The organism is Streptomyces iranensis, from assembly GCF_017874715.1.
Lineage (GTDB): Bacteria > Actinomycetota > Actinomycetes > Streptomycetales > Streptomycetaceae > Streptomyces > Streptomyces iranensis.
In genome coordinates, this window is sequence record NZ_JAGGLR010000068.1 from 1 (window position 1) to 4,134 (window position 4,134).

Sequence of the window (4,134 nt, forward strand, 5' to 3'; positions counted from 1 at the left end):
TGTTCCGTTGGACGCGGGTGTTGGAGTCCTCCTCCAGGCCGTTGTCCTATGAGGTGAACGAGGCGGGCTGGGTCACGCTTCCCGGTGGTGAGGAGCTCGGTCCGGAGGGGTGGTGGCGGATCGGTGATGACTTCGTGCACGGGCCCACGGGGGTGGTGCTGTATGGGGACAGTGGGTGGATCGGCCGTGCCCTGAACGCTGAGGCGGTCCTGGAGCGGTATGCGGAGCTTCGGTACACGCTCACGGCGGACGCTTCCGGGATGTACCTGGTGCCCACCGACGGCGACGGTGCCGACGCGGTCCACATTCCGCTGGCGGATCCCGCTTCCTCGCTGATGGAGCCCGCGTCGGGGCGGAAGGTCGAGGACGTACGGCTTCGGGAGACCGGCCCCGACAGCGCCGGCCCTCCGGGTGGGACCAAGCGGCGCCACTCCGGCGACGGGGATCAGGGTCGCCGGGTGTCCGCTCGGGGTCCCGGTGACCGGACGGTCCATGGCTGGCTGAGCACCCTGCCGGCCCGCTTCGCCGACGGCGCTCCCAGCGCGTCGGGGCCGCAGGGTGCTCCGGCGACCGCGCTCACCGCCCTGGATGGTCGGGAGGCTCACTACGACACGCTCATGCGGGAGCTGTACGGCGAGCCGAGGCCGGAGGTGCGGGAGGCGCTGAGGCGGCTGGACGAGCTGCGGCGGGGTGTTCGCGAGTTGCGCGGGGGGCCGCTGAACCTGGATGTGCTCGCGTCGCACGTACTGATGCTGGCTCCGGACGCGCCCGTGACCTCGGTCGAGCGCGGTGATCTGATCCGGGTGGCGTCGGACCCGGCGATGGAGAACGCCTCCAACCTGGCCCGGCTCTCTGCCTTCTACCTGAAGTTGAACGGCGCGCTCGCCGGTGCGTTCCGCTTCACTACCGCGAATGGGGCGCAGGGCCTGAACTGGTCCGGCGAACCCCTGAACGCTGACCTCGACCTGGCGAGCGTCTACGACTTCGACAGGCAATCGGATGGCTCCCACGCTCCTGTGGGGGGTCCGAAGCCGTCCCCGTGGGGTCCGACGTACGCGGTGGTGTCCGACGGGAACGGGTGGACGATCACGGTACGGGGCCGGAAGGGTTTCAAGCGCGAGGCTCCGAAGGAGGTCGTGTTCGAGCTGCTCGGCCTCGATGAGGTGCTGACGGGTCTGGGGCGGGACGTTTCCGTGCTGATGGGCGTTCCCTTGGCGGCCGCCTTCAGGCTCAAGGAGCTGCGGGCCGGCGCCGACCTGCTCAACCGGCGGGTGTGGGCCTCAAGCGGCATGGTGATCAGCCTTCTGTTGCCGGCGGAGCCCGACAGGCCCGCCCGGAACGTGATCGGTCTCGACATGACCGAGGGGAAGGGATTCGTAGGGGGCTGGCTGCTCACTGATCCGGGCATGCCGTCCCACGACGACGGCCAGGAGGAGGAGTGGGAGCAGCGCGTGGTCTCCTTCCCCTTCATCGGCCCGGACCACAAGTCGACCGGGCACATTTCCATCCACTTCAACGAGAGTCCTCGCTTCGTGTGGTTGAGGAGCCGTATGCTGCTGGACCTTCCGACGGCGACGCACTTCGTCTACTGGGACCAGGCGACCGGTACGGAGAGCCGACCGGTGAAATTGCCGTGGGTGGGGGGTCTCCTTCCGTATTTCGAAGCCAAGCACGGCCATCCGGGCAAGAGCACGTGGGCTTTGGAGGATGGGGAGACCCTGGAGACCGGCGGGTCGCGGACTTCTGGTGCCTTGAAACGTCGGCCGAGCCTGGAGCGGCTGCCGCAGGAACACCCCATCGCGAGGATCGTGTGCCGGACCGCAGAGCCCGAGGGCATCGGTTTCGCCGGTCCTTTCGGCCCGCCCCCCTTCGTACCCGATCCATTGGCGGTGGTTTCCGAGTCCCAGGAAATGGCCACCGAAGAGGACCGCCCGGTGTACGCCGTCCGGCGCCGTTGGACCCCGCACATCAGGACGGGGCTCATCGTCCTGGACACTGACTCCCGGGGCCGGATATACCCCCCGGTGCTGGAAATGCCGGAGCCGAAGGGGGAGAAGCTGGATGCTTGGGTCCGGGATGCCGGGCTGTATAACGGGCCGGACCCGGTGCCGGAGCAGTACCAGGTCGAGGCGCTGCGTATGGTCCGCATGCTGCGCAAGGTGTTCGGTCCCCGGATCGACCAGTCGCAGGAGTATCCGGCTCTGCGACAGGGCGTCGTCGCTCTGCACGAAATGCTGCGCAACGATCTCAAGCTTGCCCGTGTCCCCCTGTTCACCATGGAACTGCTCAACCAGGTGGTGGCCGCGTGGCAGACGCAGCAGCCGGACGGCTCTCCAAAGCTCACGGGACGGGATCTCTACGCGGCCGTGCTGAAGAACGCGGACAAGCGGCTGGGAAAGAGCCGAGGGGGGCTCGGTCTCACTACGTTTGTCCGGCTGCCGGTACTCGAGCACGTCGTGAACATATTCGCGCTCCCCAACTTCAATTCCTTTGCCGCGCATATCCTCGGTCTGTCGGACCCGAGCCAGGTGGGCGATGCGGAACGGTCGCGGATGCTGTGGGCAGAGGCCAAGACCCAGGATTTCCTGCGACGGCTGAAGCTCGGCGGCGAGCAGGCGTGGGACAGTCACGCCGCCCGCATGCTTCACCTGCAAACCCCCGATCCGGCCCGGCGTGTGGATATGACCCAGCTGATGAGAAAGGCGGTGGCTCGAGGTCGCGACCCCCACTCGCTGAGGGAAATGGCCGAGTACCACCTGGAATTGCGCGGCGCATTCGCCAATAACACGCTCATGGCCGGCAAGAGCGGCTCGTGGATCGGCCGTGACCACACCGGCAGCCCGACGGGTTCCATCGACTTCGACCCGACCAAGGTCACCCTGCTGCGGCGTGCGCCCGACGGAAGCCTCGTCGCCCACTCCACGCAACCGGCGCCCTGGCACAATCCGAATGACCCGGACGCGCCGGTGCCCTGGCTGTACCGGGCGAAGGGGAAGGACGCGGTCTCATTCGGTGGCCCGGTGCCGAACGACGAGATGGGCGAGTTGTTCTACCGCGACCCGGCGCTGGGCGAGAAGCAGTGGTACGTTCCGGTCATCCTCCTCGTCGAGGGGGCCCGGCCTGGTCCCGGCGAGTCGGTCGCTGCCAGCCTGCCGGGCCAGGGCGCTCTGCTGACGGGCCGACAGATGTGGTCCGCGTACGGCAAGCCGACGCTCTACACCGACCGGACGGGGAAGACCACGGTGGCCCTGGAGCCGGACTGGTCGGGACGGCCGCGTCCGGTGTCCGATCTCGGGGTCGTGCGCCCGGGCGACGTCCGGAAGCCGTTCGCGGCCCCCGGGCCGGTCGCGCCGTCGGCTTCGTCGCGGCCTTCCCACAGTTCGCACGGGGCCGGTCCGTCGAGGCGCTCTGGTGGTCTGCCTGGTGGGTCGTCGGATACCGGGGTGGATCCGCTGGTGGAGCATTGGCCGTTGGGGCGTGGGGTGACGGTTGCGGAGCCGTGGACGGGTGATGTCGCCCGGGTCACGGTTGGCAAGGCGCCCAGGACGGGTGGCGTCAGGGAGGTTCCCGTTGGGCAGGCGCCCAGGAATGCCGGTAAGAATCCGGGGTCGTTCCGTTGGACGCGGGTGTTGGAGTCCTCCTCCAGGCCGTTGTCCTATGAGGTGAACGAGGCGGGCTGGGTCACGCTTCCCGGTGGTGAGGAGCTCGATCCGGAGGGGTGGTGGCGGATCGGTGATGACTTCGTGCACGGGTCCACGGGTGCGGTGTTGTATGGGGACAGTGGGTGGATCGGCCGTGCCCTGAACGCTGAGGCGGTCCTGGAGGCACACGAGACGCTTCGGTACACGCTCACGGCGGACGCTTCCGGGATGTACCTGGTGCCCACCGACGGTGACGGTGTCAAGGCGGTCCACATTCCGCTGGCGGATCCCGCTTCCTTGTCGGTGCCCGGTGTCGAGCAGGGCGTTGAGGTGACCGCCGTGGGACCGGCCGGCTGGCCGGTGCATGCCTGGATGAGTCCTCATGGCCCCGTAGCGGCCATGATGGCCCCTCCCGCCGGTGCCACGCCCGTGCCGTCGGCCGTGCCGTCGGCCGTGCCCACGGCCCCGTACGACCCGGAGGCGCACTACGCCC

Annotated in this window: 1 protein-coding gene; it reads left to right on the top strand. The window is 68.7% G+C overall.

Features of this window, described 5'->3' with window-relative positions:
• Window positions 1-41: 41 nt before the first annotated feature.
• A partial coding sequence (locus J2Z30_RS49150; protein ID WP_209469206.1) for a lonely Cys domain-containing protein occupies window positions 42-4,134 on the top strand: 4,093 nt, incomplete at its 3' end.